This window comes from Mycobacterium sp. NGS69, assembly GCF_059812165.1.
Genome location: NZ_JCALCD010000008.1, coordinates 130,018 through 150,669, shown reverse-complemented (window position 1 = coordinate 150,669; position 20,652 = coordinate 130,018). Strand labels below are relative to the sequence as shown.

Sequence of the window (20,652 nt, the reverse complement as noted above, 5' to 3'; positions counted from 1 at the left end):
CTTCGACCTCACCGAGGCCGGCACCCAAAAGCGGCTGGCGGTGTGGCTGGTCGACGACCCGCAGCTGGTGCCGGGCATCGCCGCCCTCGGGCCCGACGCGCTGGAGCTCAGCCCCGAGGACCTGGCCGGGGTGCTGTCGGGCAACACCGGCAGGATCAAGACCGTCATCACCGACCAGAAGGTGATTGCCGGCGTCGGCAACGCCTACAGCGACGAAATCCTGCACGTCGCGAAGATCTCGCCGTTCGCCACCGCGGGCAAGCTCTCCGACGAACAGCTGACCGCCCTGCACGACGCGATGATCTCGGTGCTGACCGACGCGGTCAGCCGCTCCGTCGGCCAGGGCGCCGCCATGCTCAAGGGGGAGAAGCGCTCCGGCCTGCGCGTGCACGCCCGCACCGGGCTGCCGTGCCCGGTGTGCGGCGACACCGTGCGCGAAGTGTCGTTCGCGGACAAGTCTTTTCAGTACTGCCCGACGTGCCAGACCGGCGGCAAGGTGCTCGCCGACCGCCGCTTGTCGCGGCTGCTCAAGTAGCCGCCGGCAGTGGCCGATATGCTGCCTGGGTGACTCGTCAGAAGATCCTCATCACCGGTGCCAGTTCCGGCCTGGGCGCCGGGATGGCGCGCTCCTTCGCCGCCAAGGGCCGCGACCTGGGGCTGTGCGCCCGTCGCACCGAACGGCTCGACGAGCTGAAAGCCGAACTGACGCAGCGGTATCCGGGAATCAAGATCGCCGTCGCCGCGCTGGACGTCAACGACCACGAGCGGGTGCCGAAGGTGTTCGCCGAAATCAGCGACGAGCTCGGTGGCGTCGACCGCATCATCGTCAACGCCGGAATCGGCCATGGCGCGAAGCTGGGTTCGGGCAAGCCGTGGGCGAACAGGAAAACCCTCCAGACCAACCTGGTGGCCGGTCTGATCCAGATCGAGGCCGCGCTGGAGATGTTCGCCAAGAGCGGCTCGGGCCACCTGGTGCTCATCTCGTCGGTGCTCGGCAACAAGGGGGTGCCGGGCGTCAAAGCCGCTTACGCCGCAAGCAAAGCCGGGATGCGCTCGCTGGGTGAGTCGCTGCGCGCCGAATACCGCGGCGGTCCGATCAAGGTTTCGCTGATCGAGCCGGGCTACATCGAGTCGGAGATGACCGCCAAGTCGGAGAGCACAATGTTCATGGTGGACAACGAAACTGGCGTCAAGGCGTTGGTCGACGCGATCGAACGCGAACCCGGCCGTGCCGTGGTGCCATGGTGGCCGTGGGGCCCGCTGGTGCAGTTGATGCGGGTGCTACCGCCCCCGCTGACGAAGGTGTTCGCGTGACTGCCGCGAGCAGACTCTAACTCGTGCGTCCCCGCTCCGTGCGGTAGCGGCGGACCAGCGCGTCGGTCGAACTGTCGGTCTGCGGCGCGGGTGAGGCGTCGGCGGTGATCACCGGAAGCAGCGCCTTGGCCTGCGTCTTGCCCAGCTCCACACCCCACTGATCGAACGAGTCGATGCCCCAGATCACCCCCTCGGTGAAGACCTGGTGCTCGTAGAGCGCGATCAGCTGGCCCAGCACCGACGGGGTGAGCCGGTCGGCCAAAATCGAAGTGGATGGCCGGTTTCCGGGCATGACCTTGTGCGGCACGACGTCGGCGGGCGTGCCCTCGGCGGCGATCTCCTCGGCGGTCTTGCCGAACGCCAGCACCTGGGTCTGGGCGAAGAAGTTGCTCATCAACAGGTCGTGCATGCTGCCGGTGCCGTCGGCGGTGGGGAGGTCGTCGACGGGTTGGCTGAAGCCGATGAAATCGGCCGGCACCAGCCGGGTGCCCTGGTGCAGCAACTGATAGAACGCGTGCTGGCCATTGGTTCCCGGTTCGCCCCAAAAGATTTCGCCGGTGTCGGTGGTGACCGGCGTGCCGTCGGCGCGGGTCGACTTGCCGTTGGATTCCATGGTCAGCTGCTGCAGGTAGGCCGCGAAGCGCGACAGATCGTTCGAATACGGCAGCACGGCGCGCGATTGCGCGCCCATGAAGTCGGAGTACCACAGCCCGATCAGGCCGAGCAGCACTGGCGCGTTGGACTCCAGCGGGGCGGTCTTGAAATGCCGGTCGACGATGTGGAATCCGGACAGGAAATCGGCGAACGCCTCCTTGCCGATGGCGGCCATCACCGACAGCCCGATCGCCGAATCGACCGAATAACGCCCGCCGACCCAGTCCCAGAACCCGAACATGTTGTCGGTGTTGATGCCGAAGTCGTCGACCAGGCGTTTGTTGGTGGAGACCGCCACGAAGTGCTTGGACACCGCGGCGTCGCCGAGCGCGTCGGTCAGCCAGCGGCGCGCGGCGGTCGCGTTGGTCAGCGTCTCCAGCGTGGAGAACGTCTTCGACGCGACGATGAAAAGCGTTGTGGCAGGATCCAAGTCGGCCAGCTTCGCGACCAGGTCGGCCGGGTCGACGTTGGAGACGAAGCGTGCCGAAATCCCGGCATCGGCGTAGTGGCGCAGCGCCTGGTAGACCATCACCGGACCGAGGTCCGACCCGCCGATTCCGATGTTGACCACGGTGCTGATCTTTTTCCCGGTGGCCCCGGTCCATTCACCGCTGCGTAACCGGTCGGTGAAGTCGCCCATGGCGTCCAGCACGGCGTGCACGTCCTCGACGACGTTTTGGCCGTCGACGATCAGCTCGGCGTCGCGGGGCAGCCGCAGCGCGGTGTGCAGCACGGACCGGTCCTCGGAGGTGTTGATGTGCGCCCCGGCGAACATCCGGTCGCGGCGCTCTTCGAGATTAGCCGTGCGCGCGAGGTCGACCAGCAGCCCCAGCGTCTCTCGGGTGACGCGGTGTTTGCTGTAGTCGATGTAGAGGTCGCCGACCGTGACGGTGAGCTCGCGGCCGCGATCGGGATCCTCGGCGAAGAACTGCCGCAGATGGGTCTGGCCGATTTGTTCGTGATGCCTGCGCAGGGCGTCCCACGCCGGGGTGGCGGTGATGTCGGGGATGGTTTGCACGGATGTCATGGGCGCCGCTCCTCCTCATCGCAAAGCTCTGCATCGTCGCCGACGCGGGTCATGGTTCGACCCTAATGCGGTCCGACGCAACCGAGCCAGGTGTGGGCGCCGCCGCTCAGTGCCCGAGCCGGCCCCGGCCCAGCCGCAGCAACAGCATCGCCAGGTCCTTACCCTCGGGACCGAGCTCGCTGTAGCGCTCGATGACCTTCATCTCACGGCTGTGCACCAGCCGGGTGCCGCCGGAGGCCATCCGCACCTTGCCGATCGCCTGCGAGACCTCGGCCCGCCGCTTCACCGCGGCCAGGATCTCGGCGTCCAGCCGGTCGATCTCCTGGCGCAACGCGTCAATGTCGGTGGCCTCTTGGGCCTCGACCATCTCGATGTTCATCTCTGCTAACTCCGCATTCTCTTGATGTGGGGGTTCTGGTCTCATCCGTTATCGGGCCTCACAAAAGAGACGAGCCCCGAATCCGGAAGCGGACCACGGGGCTCTGCGAAAGCAGCTACACCACGGGCACCGCTGGCCGGTACCCGTAGAAAAATCGGCGCTGCCTGTTGAGCATCCACCGAGTGTGCCACTAAGGGCCGCGACCACGCAAAAACGGTCACGCCGCGCCGGAGGGCCTGGCCAGCGGAGTAGTCGGCGGGCGGCGGTAAATTTGGACCGACATGAGTGTGCACGCGACCAGTAGTACTGAGGCCAAGTCCGCCCCGGAAGCAGAGCAGCTGCTCGACGGGCTCAACCCGCAACAGCGTCAGGCGGTGGTGCACGAGGGTTCGCCCCTGTTGATCGTCGCGGGCGCGGGCTCGGGCAAGACGGCCGTCCTGACGCGGCGCATCGCCTACCTGATCGCGGCGCGGGGCGTCGGCGTCGGCCAGATCCTGGCGATCACCTTCACCAACAAGGCCGCCGCGGAGATGCGCGAACGGGTGGTGCGGCTGGTGGGCCCCAGGGCCCGCGCGATGTGGGTGTCCACCTTCCACTCGACCTGCGTGCGCATCCTGCGCAACCAGGCGTCGCTGATCAAGGGCCTCAACTCCAACTTCTCGATCTACGACGCCGACGACTCGCGGCGCCTGCTGCAGATGATCGGCCGCGACATGGGGCTGGACATCAAGCGCTACTCGCCGCGGCTGCTGGCCAACGCCATCTCCAACCTGAAGAACGAGTTGGTCTACCCCGACGAGGCCGTGACGAACCTGACCGAGGATTCCGACGAGTTGAGCCGCACGGTGGCCTCCGTCTACGGCGAGTACCAGCGGCGCCTGCGGGCGGCCAACGCGCTGGACTTCGACGACCTGATCGGCGAGACCGTCGCGGTGCTGCAGACGTTCCCCGAAATCGCGCAGTATTACCGGCGGCGCTTCCGCCACGTGCTGGTCGACGAATACCAGGACACCAACCACGCGCAGTACGTGCTGGTCCGGGAATTGGTGGGCACTGAGACCGTCGACGACGTGCCGCCCGGCGAGCTGTGCGTGGTCGGCGACGCCGATCAGTCGATCTACGCGTTCCGCGGCGCCACCATCCGCAACATCGAGGACTTCGAGCGCGACTACCCCGACGCGAGAACCATTCTGCTGGAACAGAATTACCGGTCCACACAGAACATCCTGTCGGCCGCCAACTCGGTGATCGCCCGCAACTCCGGGCGCCGTGAGAAGCGACTGTGGACCGACGCGGGCGCCGGCGAGCTGATCGTCGGTTACGTCGCCGACAACGAGCACGACGAGGCCAGGTTCGTGGCGGAGGAGATCGATGCGCTCGCCGAGCGCGGCGAGATCACCTACAACGACGTGGCGGTGTTCTATCGCACCAACAACTCGTCGCGGTCGTTGGAGGAGGTCTTCATCCGCGCCGGAATTCCGTACAAAGTTGTTGGGGGAGTGCGGTTTTACGAGCGCAAGGAGATCCGCGACATCGTCGCCTACCTGCGGGTGCTGGACAACCCGGGCGACGCGGTCAGCATGCGGCGCATCCTCAACACGCCACGGCGGGGCATCGGGGATCGTGCCGAGGCGTGCGTCACGGTGTACGCCGAGAACACCGGCGCCAGCTTCGCAGACGCGCTGGTGGCCGCGGCCGAAGGCAAAGTGCCGATGCTGAATACGCGCGCGGAGAAGGCGATCGCGGGTTTCGTCGAGCTGCTGGACGACCTGAGGGGCCACCTCGACGACGACCTCGGTGACCTGGTCGAGTTGGTGCTCGAGCGCTCCGGATACCGCAACGAGCTGGAGTCCTCCACCGATCCGCAGGAGCTGGCCCGGCTGGACAACCTCAACGAATTGGTCAGCGTTGCACACGAATTCAGCACCGACCAGGCCAACGCGGCCGCGCTGGAGGAGTCGGAGCAGGCGCTCGAGGACGAAGACGTCCCGGACACCGGGGTGCTGGCGGCGTTTCTGGAGCGCGTGTCGCTGGTAGCCGACGCCGACGACATCCCCGAGCACGGCGCCGGCGTGGTCACGCTGATGACGCTGCACACCGCGAAGGGTCTGGAGTTTCCGGTGGTGTTCGTTACCGGCTGGGAGGACGGGATGTTCCCCCACATGCGGTCGCTGGACGATCCGACCGAGCTGTCCGAGGAGCGACGGCTGGCCTACGTCGGCATCACCCGGGCGCGTCAGCGGCTGTACGTGAGCAGGGCCATCGTCCGGTCCTCGTGGGGACAGCCGATGCTCAACCCGGAATCGCGCTTCCTGCGCGAGATTCCGCAGGAGCTCATCAACTGGCGGCGCAGCGCGCCCGCGCCATCGTTCAGTGCGCCGGTGAGCGGCGCCGGACGCTTCGGCGCGCCGCGCCCGTCGCCGACCCGCTCGGGGGCGAGCAAACGGCCGCCGCTGGTGCTGCAGCCCGGCGATCGGGTGACCCACGACAAGTACGGGCTCGGCCGGGTCGAGGAGGTTTCCGGCGTCGGCGAGTCGGCGATGTCACTGATCGACTTCGGCAGCGCGGGGCGCGTGAAGCTGATGCACAACCACGCCCCGGTCAGCAAGCTTTAGGACGCTGGTTACGCCAGCAGCCAGCGTTTGGTTTGCGGGTGAAACGCCAGCACCACGCTGGCGACCGGTAGCAGCCACAGGGTGTAGACGATCCACGCCACGCGCGCGCCCGCGATGAACACGCCGCCGTACGTCAGCACCGCGACCACCGCGCCGGCCGCGATGAGGTAGCGCCCCACCGGTCGATGCTGCAGCAACAAGATGACGCCCGAAACGGTGGTGATCGCGAACACCAGCGCGAGAAACGCCACCGCGATGCAGAACAGGCGGTCCGTGCGCCACCACCCCGCGATCAGGTCGGTGGCCACCACGGACGTGGCCCAGCCGCTGACAATGCTGACCGCGGCGGCGGCGACGGCGGTCAGGCCGCTCGGTTCGGGGCCCGGCAGCCCGACGCGCCGGGCGGGTGCCTCATACGAGGGCGGCTGCCGCGGGATCTGGGTGGTCGGCGACTCCGGCACGACGGGCATCGGCCCGGTCGGTGCCCGCCGGATGATCCGGGTCTGCGATTCCGAGGGGGGTGCTGCGGTCTCGGGCGGCGGGGCAGGGGGATCGTTCGGCGAACTCACCCTAGCCAGCGTAATTGCCGACGTTAAGTCCCCGCTTAGCGAGCCACGGCACGGGGTCGATCCGCTCCGTGCCGCCCTGCAGCACCTCGAAATGCAGGTGCGGGCCGGTGGAATTACCGCGGTTGCCCATGGTGGCGATCTGGTCGCCGGCCATGACGCGCTGGCCGACGCTGACCAGCGTCGTGTTGACGTGGCCGTAGAGCGTGACCGTGCCGTCGGCGTGGCGGAGCTTGACCAGTGCCCCGTAGCCGGCGGCCGGCCCGGAGTCGATGACGACGCCGTCGGACACCGCGTAGATCGGGGTGCCGATCGAGTTGGCCAGGTCGATTCCGGCGTGCAGCACACCCCAGCGGTACCCGAAGTTGGAGGTGAAGATCCCCTTCGTCGGCATCACATAGAGCGGCTGCTGCAACCGCGCCTCGCGCTGCGCGCGATCGTTGGCGTAGGCCACGCCCCTGGCGAATTCCTCGTTGTGCACCGCGGCGTTGGCCGCGGGCTGGACCGCGATCACCTGGGCGCCACGGACAGTGTTCGGCCCCGCCCCGCCGCTGAGCGCCGACGCGTTGGCCGTCAGCACCGCCTCCGTCTTGGGGGTGTCGGCGTGGCTGGTCGCCGTATGGGCGGCCGCCGCGGCCGCCCCGGCCGCCATCGCCGAGATCAGCAGGCGGCCCCTGGCCGCGCTCGTCGGCTGTTTGCGGTGCGCCCCGCCGCGGCGGATCACCGGGATGACGTCGGTGATGTCCGAGTGATTGGGACGGCGCCCTTCGATGCGCCCCTCGGTATCCGGGGCGTCGGGCTGGAACCTCGCCGGGACCGGCACGGCCGCGGGCGCGGCCAGCAACAGCGGGCCCAGGTCGTCTACGTCGTGCAGGTCGTCGAGCTCGGGAGCCAGCAGCACCCGAGCCTCGTTGTCGAAGGCCGAGTCGTTGCTGAAGTCCAGGTCATCGAGATCACCCGACTCGTCGGCGAATTCCAGGTCGTCGAAGTCGAATCCGTCGAGCGGAAGGATCTCGGTGACTTCGTTTCGGTTCGCCTCGGTCCACCGGCCACCGGCCGCGCGGCCGACCCTCACGACGCCGTTCGACACGGCAGAAGGACGGGCTAAACGGTGCTGCGACAAGCTGATTTGTCCTCGTATCGTGACCATAACGTTATCTGGACCCTAGGAAGGTATCCGCTAACCGACGGGGCTGGCAACCGCGGGCCAAGAACCCAACCAATATTGTGATTCGCATCACTTTTGAGGCTTGCCGGTATGCCGTGAGCTGTGCCACATCGGTGGACGCGACGGTAGCAGGCGTTCGGCGGGTGGATACAGTGCCACCGTGCGAGTTGCCGATTCCGGCGCCGCCGCCCACGTACAGGCCTAGCAGCAAGCCGACCGAAGACAGTGAGCCCATGGACCTTTTCGAATATCAAGCAAAAGAATTGTTCGCCAAGCACAACGTACCGAGCACGCCCGGCCGGGTGACCGACACCGCCGAGGGCGCCCGCGCGATCGCCGAGGAGATCGGTCGCCCGGTGATGGTCAAGGCGCAGGTCAAGATCGGGGGCCGCGGCAAGGCCGGCGGCGTCAAGTACGCCGCGACGCCCGACGACGCGTACGAGCACGCCAAGAACATCCTCGGCCTGGACATCAAGGGCCACATCGTGAAGAAGCTGCTGGTCGCCGAGGCCAGCGACATCGCCGAGGAGTACTACATCTCCTTCCTGCTCGACCGCGCCAACCGCACCTACCTGGCGATGTGCTCGGTCGAGGGCGGCATGGAGATCGAAGAGGTGGCCGCCACCAAGCCCGACCGGCTCGCCAAGGTTCCCGTCAGCGCCGTCAAGGGCGTCGACGAGGCGACCGCGCGGTCCATCGCCGAGCAGGGCCACCTGCCGGCCGAGGTGCTCGACGCCGCGGCGGTCACCATCTCCAAGCTGTGGGAGCTTTTCGTCGCCGAGGACGCGACGCTGGTCGAGGTCAACCCGCTGGTGCGCGATCCGCAAGACCGGATCCTGGCGCTGGACGGCAAGGTCACGCTGGACGCCAACGCCGACTTCCGCCACCCCGATCACGCCGAGTACGAGGACCGCGACGCCACCGACCCGCTGGAGCTCAAGGCCAAGGAACACCACCTCAACTACGTCAAGCTCGACGGCGCCGTCGGCATCATCGGCAACGGCGCGGGCCTGGTGATGTCGACCCTCGACGTCGTCGCGTATGCCGGTGAGAAGCACGGGGGCGTCAAGCCGGCCAACTTCCTCGACATCGGCGGCGGCGCCTCGGCGGAGGTGATGGCCGCCGGCTTGGACGTGGTCCTGGGTGACCAACAGGTCAAGAGCGTGTTCGTCAACGTCTTCGGCGGCATCACGTCTTGCGACGCGGTCGCCACCGGCATCGTCAAGGCGCTGGAAATCCTCGGCGACGAGGCCAACAAGCCGCTGGTGGTGCGCCTCGACGGCAACAACGTCGAGGAGGGCCGCCGCATCCTGACCGAGGCCAACCACCCGCTGGTGACGCTGGTGGCCACGATGGACGAGGCCGCCGACAAGGCCGCCGAGCTGGCCAGCGCCTGAAAGGACTTCTGAACATGTCGATCTTTCTGAACAAGGACAACAAGGTCATCGTCCAGGGCATCACGGGCAGCGAGGCCACCGTGCACACCGCCCGAATGCTCAAGGCGGGCACGCAGATTGTGGGCGGCGTCAATGCGCGCAAGGCGGGCACCACCGTCACGCACGAGGACAAGGGCGGCCGGATCGTCAAGCTGCCGGTGTTCGGCAGCGTCGCCGAGGCGATGAAAGAGACCGGCGCCGACGTGTCGATCATCTTCGTGCCGCCGAAGTTCGCCAAGGACGCCATCATCGAGGCCGTCGACGCCGAGATCCCGCTGCTGGTCGTCATCACCGAGGGAATTCCGGTGCAGGACACGGCATTTGCGTGGGCTTACAACGTGGAGAAGGGCGGCAAGACCCGGATCATCGGGCCGAACTGCCCCGGCATCATCACCCCGGGCGAGGCGCTGGTGGGCATCACCCCGGCCAACATCACCGGTTCGGGCCCCGTCGGGCTGGTGTCCAAGTCCGGCACGCTGACCTACCAAATGATGTACGAGCTGCGCGATTTCGGGTTTTCGACGTCCATCGGCATCGGCGGGGACCCGGTGATCGGGACCACCCACATCGACGCCATCGAGGCGTTCGAGAAGGACCCCGACACCAAGGTCATCGTGATGATCGGTGAGATCGGCGGCGACGCCGAGGAGCGCGCGGCCGACTACATCAAGGCCCACGTCTCCAAGCCGGTCGTCGGCTACGTCGCGGGATTCACCGCGCCCGAGGGCAAGACGATGGGCCACGCGGGCGCCATCGTGTCCGGCTCGTCGGGCACCGCGGCCGCCAAGAAGGAGGCCCTTGAGGCCGCGGGCGTCAAGGTCGGCAAGACCCCGTCGGAGACCGCCGCGCTGGCGCGGGAGATCCTCGCCAGCCTGTAAGCGTTGTCTTGCGCTGAGCAGACGCAGAATCGCACGCCGCTACGCGGATTTGTGCGATTCTGCGTCTGCTCGCGCTGCTCGCGCTAAGCCGAGGCGGCACTCACAGGCCCGGTAGCCCTACGGGATCCCCTTGGTCCCGGGTATTCCGTCCGCGCCGAATAGCAACGCCGAGCCGCCTTGGCCGCCGGGGCCGCCGACGACGCCGCCGTTGCCACCGTTGCCGCCGTTGCCGCCGTTGCCGACCAGCCCCGCGTTGCCGCCGTTGGCGCCGCTCCCGCTGACATCGCCGCCGGCGCCGCCGGCGCCCCCGTTGCCGACGAGAATGCCGGCGTTGCCGCCGCCGCCGCCGGCGCCGCCCAGGCTGCCCAACCCGCCAGTCCCGCCATCGCCACCGGACCCGACGAGCTTTGCGCCGGCCCCGCCGTGCCCGCCGGCGCCGCCGGTGTCGGCCAAAATTGCGTCGCTTCCGCCGGCGCCGCCGGCGCCGCCCATCCCGAAGAGGTATCCGGCGTCGCCGCCTGCGCCGCCGTTGCCGGCGGCCTGCAAAGCGCTGTCCCCGCCCGCGCCGCCGATCCCGCCGCCGCCGAACAGGAGGCCGCCGCCTCCGCCGGTCCCGCCGGTTCCACCAAGGCCGCCTGCGGGTCCGCCGGCCCCGCCGCGGCCACCGGCGCCGCCGGTGCCGATCAGGCCGCCGCTGCCACCCGCGCCGCCGGCCCCGCCGGCAACGCCGCTGTGATTCGAGGAGCCGCCGGCTCCACCGGCGCCGCCGGTGCCGAACAGCCCGGCAGCCCCGCCATTGCCGCCGACTCCGGCGGGCAAGGCGCCAAAGACCCCGCCGCCTGCCCCGCCAGCACCGCCGGTGCCGAAGAACAGCCCGCCGGCCCCGCCGCTGCCGCCGTTGGCCCCGAACTCGCCGACGCCGCCCGGCCCGCCGTTGCCGATCAGCCCGGCGGCCCCACCGTTACCGCCTGTCGGGTGTGCCGAGCTTCCGGACCCGCCGGCGCCGCCGTTGCCCCACAGAAACCCGCCGGCCCCGCCGGTTGCCCCGGAGCCCGCCGGCGCGTTGGCGCCGTTGCCGATCAGCGGGCGTCCGAACAACGTTTGGGTGGGCGTGTTGATCACGCCGAGCAGCTGCTGCTCGAGCGCCACCAGCGGGTTGGCGTTGGCGGCCTCGGTGGCGGCGTATGCGCCCGCTCCGGCGTTGAGGGCCCGGACGAACTGTGCGTGGAAGGCCGCCGCCTGTGCGCTGAGCGCCTGATAGGCCTGGCCTTGTGCGCCGAACAACGCCGCGACGGCCGCCGACACCTCGTCGCCGCCCGCGGCCAGCACCTCGGTGGTCGTGGTCGCCGCGGCCGCATTGGCAGTAGAAAGCGTCGACCCGATATTCGACAGATCCGTTGCGGCCGCTGTCACCAGTTCCGGCGTCGCGATCAGGAACGACATGGGACACCTCCCACCACGTCACGATTCGACGTGACGGAGCAAATCGTATCGCTGGCGCCCGCGACCCGGGGCCTTTTGCTAGACCATCGCCGCCAGCTTGCCGGCCAGCCGTTCCACGTAGGCGGCGATCTCGTCCTCGGGGCGGTCCGGCAAACCGAACAGCACCTCGGTCACCCCCAGCTCGGCCCAGCGCGCCAGCTTCTCGGGGATCGGCTTGAAGTCCAGCGCGACGATCTGCGGAGCGCCGTCGCGACCCGCGGCGGCCCAGGTGTCCTGCAGCAGCTTGACCGGCTCGTCGATGTCGAAGTCGCGCGGCGTGGTGATCCAGCCGTCGGCGCTGCGCGCGATCCACTTGAAGTTCTTCTCGTTGCCGGCCGCGCCCACCAGCACCGGAATGTGCGATTGCACCGGCTTGGGCCAGGCCCAGCTGGGACCGAACTTGACGAATTCGCCGTCGTAGGCGGCCTCTTCTTCCGTCCACAAGGCGCGCATCGCCTCGATGTACTCGCGCAACATGGTGCGGCGCCGCCCCGGCGGCACCCCGTGGTCGGCGAGCTCGTCGGTGTTCCACCCGAACCCGACGCCGAGGCTGACGCGGCCGCCCGACAGATGGTCAAGGGTGGCAATGCTTTTCGCCAACGTGATCGGGTCGTGCTCGACGGGCAGGGCGACCGCGGTCGACAGGCGCACCCGCGACGTGACTGCGCACGCCGCGCCGAGGCTCACCCACGGGTCCAGCGTGCGCATGTAGCGGTCGTCCGGCAGCGACGCGTCGCCCGTCGTGGGATGCGCCGCCTCGCGCTTGACCGGGATGTGGGTGTGTTCCGGCACGTAGAACGTGTGGAAGCCGTTGTCGTCGGCAAGCTTGGCGGCCGCCGCGGGGGAGATGCCACGATCGCTGGTGAAAAGCACTAGCCCGTAATCCATGCCCTGGATTAGAACGTGTTCTACCGATGCGGGGCAAGCTGCGCAGGCGCGGCGCCGCGGCGCGGCCGCCCGGACGTGCGCTAGCGTGGGTGATCGATCGCGTCGCAACGCAACATGGGGAAGGTGTTTCGAAGCGGCGCGCCCGGCGGCACAGCGTCGCGCTTGAGTGTGACACCGCCGCGACACTTCAAGACCACGGGAAGCAACAGGAGGAGTCATGACCTACTCGCCCGGGAGCCCCGGATATCAAACCCCGCAGCCTGGCGGCTCCTATGCGGGCGCCACGCCGTCGTTCGCCAAGACCGACGACGGCGAAAGCAAGCTTCCGCTGGTCCTGAACGTCGCCGTCGTGGTGCTCGGCATCGCGGTGTATCTACTCAACTTCGGCCCGACGTTCGTCATCGGCGCCGACCTGGGTCCGGGTGGTGGACGCGCCGGCGATGCGGGCACCGCGGTCATCGTCGCGGTGCTGGCTTCCCTGCTGGCCGCAATCAGCTTGCTGCCCAAGGCCAAGAGCTACGTGGGAATCGTCGCGGTGATCGCGGTGCTGGGTGCGCTGCTGGCCATCACCGAGACCGTCAACACGCCCGCCGGTTTCGCGATCGGCTGGGCGATGTGGCCGTTGGTGGCCTGCAGCATCTTCCAGGCGCTCGCCGGCGTCGGCGCGTTGCTGCTGGACGCCGGCGTCATCACCGCGCCCGCCCCGCGGCCCAAGTACGACCCCTACGCGCAGCAGTATGGCCAGTACGGGCAATACGGCCAGTACGGGCAGTACGGCCAGCAACCGTCGTATTACGGCCAGCAGCACGCGGGACACCAAGAGCCGCCGCGGCCTTCCGGCTACGGCGCCCAGTACGGGGGCTATCCGTCGAGCCAGGACGTAACCCAACAGGCGATCCCGACGTCGACCGGCGGCTTCGGTGCACAGCCGTCGCCGCAATCCGGGCCCCAGCCGGCGGCGCATCAGCAGGGGCCGTCCACGCCACCCACCGGCTTTCCCAGCTTCAGCCCGCCGCCCTCGTCCAACGCCAGTGGCGCGGAGTCGCAGACGGGTTCGGCCCCGGCCGACCAATCCAGCCCGACCGGCGGCCAGGAGCAGCAACAATCGCCGTCGTCCGGGCCGGCGGCACCGGCCTAAGCCTGCGCTCTCGCGCGTAGTCGGGCACGTGCGCCAAGAGTGACGAGGGTGTCGGAAAGCGCGGACAGCCAGGCGGCGGGCGCTCGCCAGGCGCGCGACCTTGTCCGGGTGGCGTTCGCGCCGGCCGTCGTGGCGTTAGGCATCATCGCCGCGGTCACGTTGCTGCAATTGCTGATCGCCAACAGCGACATGACCGGCGCGCCGGGAGCGATCGCGAGCATGTGGCTCGCGGTGCACCAGGTGCCGATCTCGATCGGCGGCCGCGAACTGGGCGTGTTGCCGCTGCTGCCGGCCATGTTGATGGTGTGGGGCACCGCGCGCAGCAGCGCGCGGGCCACCTCTCCCTCGTCGTCGTGGCTGGTGGTCCGCTGGGTGATCGCTTCCGCGCTGGGTGGGCCGCTACTGATGGCGGCGATCGCGCTGGCGGTCATCCACGACGCGTCGTCGGTGATCACCGAGTTGCAGACGCCCAGCGCCCTGCGGGCTTTCACCAGCGTGCTGGTGGTGCACGCGATCGGCGCGGCGATCGGCGTGTGGTCGCGGGTGGGCCGGCGCGCGCTGGCGGCATCGCCGCTGCCCAATTGGCTCGGAGATTCGTTGCGCGCCGCGGTCGCCGGAGTGCTGGCGTTGCTCGGGCTTTCCGGCCTGGTGACCGCGGGCTCGCTGGTCGTGCACTGGTCGACGATGCAAGAGCTCTACGGGATCACCGATTCGATATTCGGCGAGTTCAGCTTGACGGTGTTGTCGGTGCTTTACGCGCCCAACGTCATCGTCGGCACGTCGGCGGTCGCCGTCGGATCCAGCGCCCACCTCGGTTTCGCGACGTTCAGTCCGTTCACCGTGTTCGGCGGCGACATGCCCGCGCTGCCGATCCTGGCCGCGGCCCCCACGCCGCCGCTCGGCCCGGTCTGGGTCGCGCTGCTCATCGTGGGCGCCTCGTCCGGCGTGGCGGTGGGACAGCAGTGCGCCCGGCACGCGCTGCCGCTGTTGCCGGCGCTGGCCAAGCTGCTGGTGGCCTCGGTCGCCGGGGCGCTGGCGATGTCGTTGCTGGCGTACGGGGGCAGCGGCCGGCTTGGGAACTTCGGTCACGTCGGCGTCGACCAGGGGGCGCTGCTGATCGGCGTGTTCTTCTGGTTCGCGGTGGTCGGCTGGACAACCGTGGTGATGGCCGGCGGGATCTTGCCGGTCCGGCTGAGGAGGCCCAGGCGACCGAAGGCCGCCGCAGCCGCGGAGCCGGCGGACTTCGCGGAGCAATTCGACGAGCCGGATGACGAGCTGGTTGACGAAGAGCCGGCCGGTGAACCGGTCGAGGAGGAGCCGAGAGCCGGCGAAGACGACGAGTCGGCCCGCGAGTCGGCCGCCGGCGACGACGAGGCGCCCGACTAGGTCTGATTGTCGGGCTTCTCAGCGCGCCGTGCCGGCGCGCATCGTCGCCCGACTAGGCTCCCCGTTGTGCCCCAACCGCTTCACGTGCCCCCGAGCGCGCCGGCGCGGGTGGTGGTGCTGGCGTCGGGCACCGGTTCGCTGCTGGGCTCCCTCATCGAAGCCGCCACGGGTGACTATCCGGCGCGAATAGTCGCCGTCGGCGTGGATCGCGAATGTCGGGCCACCGAGGTCGCGGCGGCCTCGTCGCTGCCGGCGTTTACGGTCCGCCTCGGCGATTACCCCGACCGCGTGGCCTGGGACGCCGCCATCACCGAGGCCACCGCCGCGCACTCGCCCGACCTCATCGTTTCGGCGGGATTCATGAAAATACTTGGCCCGCAGTTCCTTTCGCGCTTCTGCGGCCGCACGCTCAACACGCATCCGGCGCTGCTGCCGGCATTCGCGGGAGCGCATGCCGTGCCCGACGCGCTGGCTTACGGTGTGAAGGTCACCGGCTGTACGGTGCACCTGGTAGACGCCGGAATGGACACCGGGCCGATATTGGCGCAGGAGCCCGTCCCGGTGCTCGACGGCGACAACGAAGAGACACTGCATGAGCGCATCAAGGTCATCGAACGGCGACTGTTGGTGGATGTGGTGGCCGCGATCGCAACCCGCGGCGTGACCTGGACCGGACGAAAGGCGACCATAGGATGAGCGACGAGTCAAGAAGGGCGATTCGCCGCGCGTTGATCAGCGTGTACGACAAGACGGGGCTGATCGGACTCGCCGAGGGTCTGAGCGCGGCGGGCGTGGAGATCGTCTCGACCGGCTCGACCGCGAAAACCATTGCCGACAAAGGGATTCCGGTCACCCGGGTGGAGGAGCTGACCGGCTTCCCCGAGGTGCTCGACGGGCGGGTCAAGACCCTACACCCGCGGGTGCACGCCGGGCTGCTGGCCGACCTGCGCAAGCCCGAGCACGCCGCGGCGCTCGAGGAGCTCGGGATCGCGGCGTTCGAACTGGTCGTCGTCAACCTCTATCCGTTCAGCGAGACCGTCGACTCCGGTGCGGGCATCGACGAATGCGTCGAACAGATCGACATCGGCGGACCGTCGATGGTCCGGGCGGCTGCCAAAAACCATCCCAGTGTGGCGGTGGTGGTCGACCCGCTCGGCTATGACGGGGTGCTCGCCGCGGTGCGCAACGGCGGATTCACCCTCGCCGAGCGCAAAAGGCTGGCGTCACTTGCGTTTCAGCACACCGCGGACTACGACATCGCCGTCGCCGGCTGGATGGAGTCGACGCTCGCACCCGAGCATCCGCCCACGGCGTTCCCGCAGTGGCTCGCCGGCAGCTGGCGGCGCACCGCGATGCTGCGCTACGGGGAGAACCCCCACCAGCAGGCGGCGCTGTACAGCGACCCCGGCGCCTGGCCGGGGCTGGCGCAGGCCGAGCAGCTGCACGGAAAAGAGATGTCCTACAACAACTTCACCGACGCCGACGCGGCGTGGCGCGCGGCCTTCGACCACGAAGAGATCTGCGTGGCAATCATCAAGCACGCCAACCCTTGTGGGATCGCGATCTCGTCGGTATCGGTGGCCGACGCCCACCGCAAGGCCCACGAATGCGATCCACTGAGCGCCTTCGGCGGGGTGATCGCGTCGAACACCGAAGTCAGCGTCGAGATGGCCGAATACGTCAGCACCATCTTCACCGAGGTGATCGTGGCGCCGGCGTACGCGCCGGGTGCCGTCGACGCGTTGACGCGCAAGAAGAACATCCGGGTGTTGGTCGCCTCCGAGCCGCTGGCCGGCGGCACCGAGCTGCGACCGGTCAGCGGGGGACTGCTGGCACAACAACGCGACCAACTCGACGCACACGGCGACAACCCGGCGAACTGGACCCTGGCCACCGGGGCGCCGGCCGACCCGAACACCTTGACCGACCTGGTCTTTGCGTGGCGGGCCTGCCGCGCGGTCAAGTCGAACGCGATCGTGATCGCCGCCGACGGCGCCACCGTCGGCGTCGGCATGGGGCAGGTCAACCGGGTCGACGCCGCCCGGCTCGCCGTCGAACGCGGCGGCGACCGGGTCCGCGGCGCGGCCGCGGCGTCGGACGCGTTCTTCCCGTTCCCCGACGGACTCGAGACGCTGACCGCCGCCGGGGTGAAGGCGGTGGTGCACCCAGGCGGATCGGTGCGCGACGACGAGGTCACCGCGGCCGCGGCCAACGCCGGCGTCACCCTGTACCTAACCGGGGCCCGTCACTTCGCGCACTAGAACACTTAGCGCGTGGGCGCGGGACGTTACGCGTAGCGTGGAGAGGTGCCATCACCGAGCAACATGCCCCGCACGGTCGGCGAACTGCGCGCCGCCGGCCACCGCGAACGGGGAGTCAAACAGGAAATCCGCGAAAATCTGCTGACCGCGCTGGCCGAGGGGGACGAGGTCTGGCCGGGCATCCTGGGCTTCGACGACACCGTGCTGCCTCAGCTGGAGCGCGCTCTGATCGCCGGTCACGACTTCGTGCTGCTGGGCGAACGCGGCCAGGGCAAGACCCGGCTGCTGCGGGCCCTGGTCGGGCTGCTCGACGAGTGGACACCCGTGATCGACGGGGCCGAGCTGGGCGAGCATCCCTATCGGCCGATCACGCCGGAATCGATCCGCCGGGCCGCGACCCTGGGCGACGACCTGCCCGTGGCGTGGAAGCACCGCAGCGAGCGCTACACCGAGAAGCTGGCCACGCCGGACACCAGCGTCGCCGACCTGGTCGGTGACATCGACCCGATCAAGGTCGCCGAGGGCCGCAGCCTCGGCGACCCGGAGACCATTGCCTACGGACTGATCCCCCGCGCGCACCGCGGCATCGTCGCGGTCAACGAGCTGCCCGACCTCGCCGAGCGCATCCAGGTGTCCATGCTCAACGTGATGGAGGAGCGCGACATCCAGGTCCGCGGCTACACGCTGCGCCTCCCGCTGGACGTGCTGGTGGTCGCCAGTGCCAACCCCGAGGACTACACCAACCGGGGCCGCATCATCACCCCGCTCAAGGACCGGTTCGGCGCGGAGATCCGCACCCACTACCCGCTGGAGCTGGAGGCCGAGGTGGGCGTGATCGTCCAGGAAGCCCACTTGAGCGCCCAGGTGCCCGACTACCTGATGCAGGTGATGGCGCGGTTCGCCCGGTACCTGCGCGAGTCCAACTCGGTTGACCAGCGGTCCGGGGTGTCCGCGCGCTTCGCGATCGCGGCCGCGGAGACCGTCGCGGCCGCCGCCCGGCACCGCGGCGCGGTGCTGGGGGAGACCGACCCGGTGGCCCGGGTGGTCGACCTGGGCACGATCATCGACGTGCTGCGCGGCAAGCTGGAATTCGAGTCCGGCGAGGAGGGCCGCGAACAGGCCGTGCTGGAGCACCTGTTGCGCCGCGCGACCGCCGACACCGCGGCCCGGGTGCTGGGCGGCATCGACGTCGGCGCGTTGGTGGCCGCGGTCGAGGGCGGCTCGGCGGTCACGACGGGCGAGCGGGTGTCGGCCAAGGACGTACTCGCCGCCGTCCCCAACCTGCCCGTCGTGGACAAAATCGCGGCCAAGCTGCACGCCGAATCCGAAGGTGAGCGCGCGGCGGCATTGGAACTGGCGCTCGAGGCGTTGTATCTGGCCAAGCGGATCGACAAGGTGTCCGGGGAGGGCCAAACCGTCTATGGCTAGAGGGCATTCGTCCCGATACTCGGCGTACACCGGCGGGCCCGACCCGCTGGCGCCGCCGGTGGATCTGCGCGAGGCGCTCGAACAGATCGGCCAGGACGTGATGGCCGGCACGTCGCCGCGGCGCGCGCTCTCGGAGCTGCTGCGCCGCGGCACCAAGAACATGCCCGGCGCCGACCGGCTGGCTGCCGAGGCGAACAAGCGCCGTCGGGATTTGTTGCGCCGCAACAACTTGGACGGCACCCTGCAGGAGATCAAGAAGCTACTCGACGAGGCGGTGCTGGCCGAGCGCAAGGAGCTGGCCCGCGCGCTGGACGACGACGCGCGCTTCGGCGAGCTGCAGCTGGACGCGCTCCCGGCATCACCCGCCAAGGCCGTCCAGGAGCTTTCCAACTACGACTGGCGCAGCGGCGAGGCCCGCCAAAAGTACGAGCAGATCAAGGATTTGCTCGGCCGCGAAATGCTGGACCAGCGCTTCGCGGGGATGAAGCAGGCCCTGGAGGGCGCCACCGACGAGGATCGCCAGCGCGTCACCGAGATGCTGGACGACCTGAACGAGCTGCTGGACAAGCACGGCAAGGGCCAGGACACCCAGCAGGACTTCGAAGACTTCATGGACAAGCACGGCGAGTTCTTCCCGGAGAACCCGCGCAACGTCGACGAGCTGCTGGACTCGCTGGCCAAGCGCGCCGCCGCGGCGCAGCGCTTCCGCAACAGCCTGAGCCCCGACCAGCGCGCCGAGCTGGACGCGTTGGCGCAGCAGGCATTTGGCTCACCGGCGCTGATGGAGGCGCTGGGCCGGCTCGACGCCCACCTGCAGGCGGCGCGGCCCGGCGAGGACTGGACCGGCTCCGAGCAGTTCTCCGGCGATAACCCGTTCGGCATGGGCGAAGGCACGCAGGCGATCTCGGACATTGCCGAACTCGAGCAGCTGGCCGAGCAACTGTCGCAAAGCTACCCGGGCGCCACCATGGACGACGTCGACCTGGACGCGCTGGCCCGCCAGCTCGGCGACGAGGCGGCCATCGACGCGCGCACGCTCGCCGAATTGGAACGGGCCCTGGTCAATCAGGGGTTCCTGGACCGGGGTTCGGACGGCCAGTGGCGGCTCTCGCCCAAGGCGATGCGCCGGCTCGGGGAGACGGCGCTGCGCGATGTGGCGCAACAGCTTTCGGGTCGACACGGCGAGCGCGATCATCGGCGCGCGGGCGCCGCCGGCGAATTGACCGGTGCGACGCGGCCCTGGCAATTCGGTGACACCGAGCCGTGGAACATTCCCCGCACGCTGACCAACGCGGTGCTGCGGCGGGCGGGGACCGCGACGACGGCCGGTCCGGACGGCGCGGGCGTTTCGCTAAACATCACGGTCGACGACGTCGAGGTCTCCGAGACCGAGACCCGCACGCAGGCCGCCGTGGCGCTCTTGGTCGACACGTCGTTTTCGATGGTGATGGAGAATCGCTGGCTGCCGATGAAGCAGACGGCGCTCGCGCTCAATCACCTGGTGTGCACGCGTTTTCGCTCGGACGCCCTGCAGATCATCGCCTTCGGCCGGTACGCCCGCACGGTCACGGCCGCCGAGCTGACCGGCCTGGAGGGCGTCTACGAGCAGGGCACCAACCTGCATCACGCGCTGGCGCTGGCGGGTCGCCACCTGCGCCGGCACCCCAACGCGCAACCCGTCGTGCTGGTGGTGACCGACGGTGAGCCGACCGCTCACCTGGAGGACTTCAATGGCGACGGGTCGGCGGTGTTCTTTGACTACCCGCCGCATCCGCGGACCATCGCCCACACCGTGCGCGGATTCGACGACATGGCAAGGCTCGGCGCGCAGGTGACGATTTTCCGGCTCGGCGACGACCCGGGGCTGGCCCGGTTTATCGACCAGGTCGCGCGGCGCGTCGAGGGCCGCGTCGTGGTGCCCGACCTCGACGGCCTGGGGGCCGCCGTGGTGGGCGACTACCTGCGGTCGCGGCGGCGACGTTAGTCAGCGGTAGCCGCTTGAGTGGAATAGAGGCTTCCCCGACCGGGTAGT

Annotated in this window: 17 protein-coding genes; 11 read left to right on the top strand and 6 right to left on the bottom strand. The window is 69.2% G+C overall.

Features of this window, described 5'->3' with window-relative positions; translation table 11 throughout:
- The first annotated feature begins 64 nt into the window (after positions 1-64).
- On the top strand, positions 65-535 hold the full coding sequence (locus AC5Y2S_RS23335) for a zinc finger domain-containing protein (RefSeq protein ID WP_499958727.1): 471 nt from the start codon (positions 65-67) through the stop codon (positions 533-535).
- A 29-nt stretch (positions 536-564) separates the two neighbouring features.
- Positions 565-1,314, top strand: a complete 750-nt coding sequence (locus tag AC5Y2S_RS23330) for an SDR family oxidoreductase (protein ID WP_499958678.1) — start codon at positions 565-567, stop codon at positions 1,312-1,314.
- A 16-nt stretch (positions 1,315-1,330) separates the two neighbouring features.
- Here the strand turns inward: AC5Y2S_RS23330 and pgi are convergent, their stop codons facing one another.
- Entirely contained in the window at positions 1,331-2,995 is a 1,665-nt protein-coding gene (gene pgi, locus AC5Y2S_RS23325) for a glucose-6-phosphate isomerase (RefSeq protein ID WP_499958677.1), read from the bottom strand.
- 106 nt (positions 2,996-3,101) lie between these two features.
- The gene (locus AC5Y2S_RS23320; protein ID WP_499882075.1) at positions 3,102-3,419 is read right to left on the bottom strand and encodes a chorismate mutase; all 318 of its coding nucleotides are present in this window, start codon (positions 3,417-3,419) and stop codon (positions 3,102-3,104) included.
- A 236-nt stretch (positions 3,420-3,655) separates the two neighbouring features.
- Here AC5Y2S_RS23320 and pcrA point away from each other — a divergent pair, with 236 nt between their 5' ends.
- A complete protein-coding gene (gene pcrA, locus AC5Y2S_RS23315) occupies positions 3,656-5,989 on the top strand; it encodes a DNA helicase PcrA (RefSeq protein WP_499958675.1) in 2,334 nt (777 codons plus the stop codon).
- Positions 5,990-5,997: 8 nt separating this feature from the next.
- On the opposite strand, the gene AC5Y2S_RS23310 is transcribed toward pcrA, so the two are convergent.
- Complete coding sequence (locus AC5Y2S_RS23310; protein WP_499958674.1) at positions 5,998-6,558, bottom strand: hypothetical protein; 561 nt, start codon at positions 6,556-6,558, stop codon at positions 5,998-6,000.
- Between the two features lies 1 nt (position 6,559).
- Positions 6,560-7,678 (bottom strand): M23 family metallopeptidase, encoded by a 1,119-nt coding sequence (locus tag AC5Y2S_RS23305; RefSeq protein WP_499958672.1) that lies wholly within the window; start codon positions 7,676-7,678, stop codon positions 6,560-6,562.
- Between the two features lie 278 nt (positions 7,679-7,956).
- On the opposite strand from AC5Y2S_RS23305, the gene sucC reads away from it, so the two are divergent.
- On the top strand, positions 7,957-9,120 hold the full coding sequence (sucC, locus tag AC5Y2S_RS23300) for an ADP-forming succinate--CoA ligase subunit beta (protein WP_499903447.1): 1,164 nt from the start codon (positions 7,957-7,959) through the stop codon (positions 9,118-9,120).
- Positions 9,121-9,134: 14 nt separating this feature from the next.
- Positions 9,135-10,037, top strand: coding sequence for a succinate--CoA ligase subunit alpha (gene sucD / locus AC5Y2S_RS23295; RefSeq protein ID WP_499903446.1), 903 nt, complete (start codon positions 9,135-9,137; stop codon positions 10,035-10,037).
- A 117-nt stretch (positions 10,038-10,154) separates the two neighbouring features.
- On the opposite strand, the gene AC5Y2S_RS23290 is transcribed toward sucD, so the two are convergent.
- On the bottom strand, positions 10,155-11,480 hold the full coding sequence (locus tag AC5Y2S_RS23290) for a PE family protein (protein ID WP_499958670.1): 1,326 nt from the start codon (positions 11,478-11,480) through the stop codon (positions 10,155-10,157).
- 78 nt (positions 11,481-11,558) lie between these two features.
- Positions 11,559-12,407 (bottom strand): LLM class F420-dependent oxidoreductase, encoded by an 849-nt coding sequence (locus AC5Y2S_RS23285; protein ID WP_499958669.1) that lies wholly within the window; start codon positions 12,405-12,407, stop codon positions 11,559-11,561.
- Positions 12,408-12,624: 217 nt separating this feature from the next.
- On the opposite strand from AC5Y2S_RS23285, the gene AC5Y2S_RS23280 reads away from it, so the two are divergent.
- The 6 genes from AC5Y2S_RS23280 (at position 12,625) to AC5Y2S_RS23255 (ending at position 20,604) form a co-directional block, all read left to right on the top strand.
- A complete protein-coding gene (locus AC5Y2S_RS23280; protein WP_499958668.1) occupies positions 12,625-13,545 on the top strand; it encodes a DUF5336 domain-containing protein in 921 nt (306 codons plus the stop codon).
- 39 nt (positions 13,546-13,584) lie between these two features.
- Entirely contained in the window at positions 13,585-14,931 is a 1,347-nt protein-coding gene (locus AC5Y2S_RS23275) for a cell division protein PerM (RefSeq protein ID WP_499958667.1), read from the top strand.
- 66 nt (positions 14,932-14,997) lie between these two features.
- Positions 14,998-15,627, top strand: coding sequence for a phosphoribosylglycinamide formyltransferase (purN, locus tag AC5Y2S_RS23270; protein ID WP_499958666.1), 630 nt, complete (start codon positions 14,998-15,000; stop codon positions 15,625-15,627).
- On the top strand, positions 15,624-17,192 hold the full coding sequence (gene purH, locus AC5Y2S_RS23265) for a bifunctional phosphoribosylaminoimidazolecarboxamide formyltransferase/IMP cyclohydrolase (protein ID WP_499958665.1): 1,569 nt from the start codon (positions 15,624-15,626) through the stop codon (positions 17,190-17,192). Before purN ends, purH begins: the two co-directional genes overlap by 4 nt.
- Before the next feature lie 63 nt (positions 17,193-17,255).
- Positions 17,256-18,620 (top strand): sigma 54-interacting transcriptional regulator, encoded by a 1,365-nt coding sequence (locus AC5Y2S_RS23260; protein WP_499958726.1) that lies wholly within the window; start codon positions 17,256-17,258, stop codon positions 18,618-18,620.
- Positions 18,613-20,604 (top strand): vWA domain-containing protein, encoded by a 1,992-nt coding sequence (locus tag AC5Y2S_RS23255; RefSeq protein WP_499958664.1) that lies wholly within the window; start codon positions 18,613-18,615, stop codon positions 20,602-20,604. The genes AC5Y2S_RS23260 and AC5Y2S_RS23255 overlap by 8 nt, the downstream gene beginning before the upstream one ends.
- Positions 20,605-20,652 lie beyond the last annotated feature (48 nt).

Bases quoted from the DNA above. Each gene is read 5' to 3' on its own strand.
- pgi (WP_499958677.1), bottom strand. From the start codon at position 2,995: ATGACATCCGTGCAAACCATCCCCGACATCACCGCCACCCCGGCGTGG.
- AC5Y2S_RS23320 (WP_499882075.1), bottom strand. From the start codon at position 3,419: ATGAGACCAGAACCCCCACATCAAGAGAATGCGGAGTTAGCAGAGATG.
- pcrA (WP_499958675.1), top strand. From the start codon at position 3,656: ATGAGTGTGCACGCGACCAGTAGTACTGAGGCCAAGTCCGCCCCGGAA.
- sucC (WP_499903447.1), top strand. From the start codon at position 7,957: ATGGACCTTTTCGAATATCAAGCAAAAGAATTGTTCGCCAAGCACAAC.
- sucD (WP_499903446.1), top strand. From the start codon at position 9,135: ATGTCGATCTTTCTGAACAAGGACAACAAGGTCATCGTCCAGGGCATC.
- AC5Y2S_RS23290 (WP_499958670.1), bottom strand. From the start codon at position 11,480: ATGTCGTTCCTGATCGCGACGCCGGAACTGGTGACAGCGGCCGCAACG.
- AC5Y2S_RS23285 (WP_499958669.1), bottom strand. From the start codon at position 12,407: ATGGATTACGGGCTAGTGCTTTTCACCAGCGATCGTGGCATCTCCCCC.
- AC5Y2S_RS23280 (WP_499958668.1), top strand. From the start codon at position 12,625: ATGACCTACTCGCCCGGGAGCCCCGGATATCAAACCCCGCAGCCTGGC.
- purH (WP_499958665.1), top strand. From the start codon at position 15,624: ATGAGCGACGAGTCAAGAAGGGCGATTCGCCGCGCGTTGATCAGCGTG.
- AC5Y2S_RS23260 (WP_499958726.1), top strand. From the start codon at position 17,256: ATGCCCCGCACGGTCGGCGAACTGCGCGCCGCCGGCCACCGCGAACGG.
- AC5Y2S_RS23255 (WP_499958664.1), top strand. From the start codon at position 18,613: ATGGCTAGAGGGCATTCGTCCCGATACTCGGCGTACACCGGCGGGCCC.